General features: G+C 50.7%; 1 protein-coding gene. It reads left to right on the forward strand.

What is annotated here, in order from left to right; translation table 11 throughout:
• The first annotated feature begins 102 nt into the window (after window positions 1-102).
• Window positions 103-1,119, forward strand: coding sequence for an IS30 family transposase (locus EKM85_RS11385; RefSeq protein WP_125586986.1), 1,017 nt, complete (start codon window positions 103-105; stop codon window positions 1,117-1,119).
• Window positions 1,120-1,178: the final 59 nt, after the last annotated feature.

A 1,178-nucleotide genomic window follows, 5' to 3' on the forward strand; every position in this document is an offset into this window, starting at 1 on the left:
CCCCAGTTTACAATTCAAGTGCAACACCCTGACGACTAGACCAAAAAGGCCATGAAGACCTATTCTTGTTAGTGCTAGCTAAACAAGAAAGCAGGAATCTTCATGACCCACTCTCAGACTAACACCCACAAGCATTACCAACAACTCAGTTTTAGCGACCGTGCTACAATTCAGGCCCTTCGGGCTGCTGGTGACACCGCGACCGTGATTGCACAGAAGCTTCATCGCAGTAAAGCGACAATCTCACGAGAAATCACGCGTGGATCTGTAACTCAGCTCGACTCGAAGCGTCACTTGCATCAAGTCTATCTTGCGGAAACTGCCCAAGCCATGCACGACCGTAAACGCGATAGAACCGGTCACTACGCCTTTCTTAAGACCGGCCGTGCGTTCTTCAAGGCTCTCGCCAGGGAGCTTACTCGTAAGCCGCGCGTACACAGCGTTGATAGCTTCGTACACTTCTATCGCGACCAGGGCAAGGCTTGCCCTTCAACGACAACTGTGTATCGCTACATCGACGCCGGGCTGCTTGAGCTAGACAACATGACACTTCCCAAGAAGCTCCGACGCCGCATCAAAGGCTATAAGAACGCCCACAAGCGCAAGAATAAGAAGATATACGGCGACTCAATCGAGTTGCGTCCTGCGGCCGTGAATGACCGCACAGGCGTGGGACATTGGGAAGGCGACTTGGTCAAAGGTATTCGCTTAGCTGATGAGCCAGCATTAATGACGCTCACAGAACGGTACAGCCGGACTGAGATCATCGTCAAGATTCCTGACTATCATGCGGACACCTGCCTTAAAGCCTTGCAGGACACGATCGACGACTACGGGGCCAAGGAATTTGAGAGTATCACTTTTGACAATGGTTCCGAGTTTGCCAAGTTATCAGAGATTGTTGGAACCCAGATTTACTTCGCACATCCGTACTCGCCTTGGGAGCGTGGCACAAACGAGAACGCCAATGGACTGCTTAGGGAATTCTTCCCGAAAGGGAAGTCTCTCAGAGCAGTTACCCTGGTTGAAATTCAAGCAGTCCAATCCGCACTGAACCATCGTCCCAGACGTATTCTGAACTATCTTCGCCCATGCGATTACTACCGATGCATGGCGTAACAGCCTAGACCACTATCAAGAATTCGTTATCATCGTTGCACTTGACTTGAAAATTGAGG

Source organism: Lacticaseibacillus jixianensis, assembly GCF_003946485.1.
GTDB classification, from domain to species: domain Bacteria; phylum Bacillota; class Bacilli; order Lactobacillales; family Lactobacillaceae; genus Lacticaseibacillus; species Lacticaseibacillus jixianensis.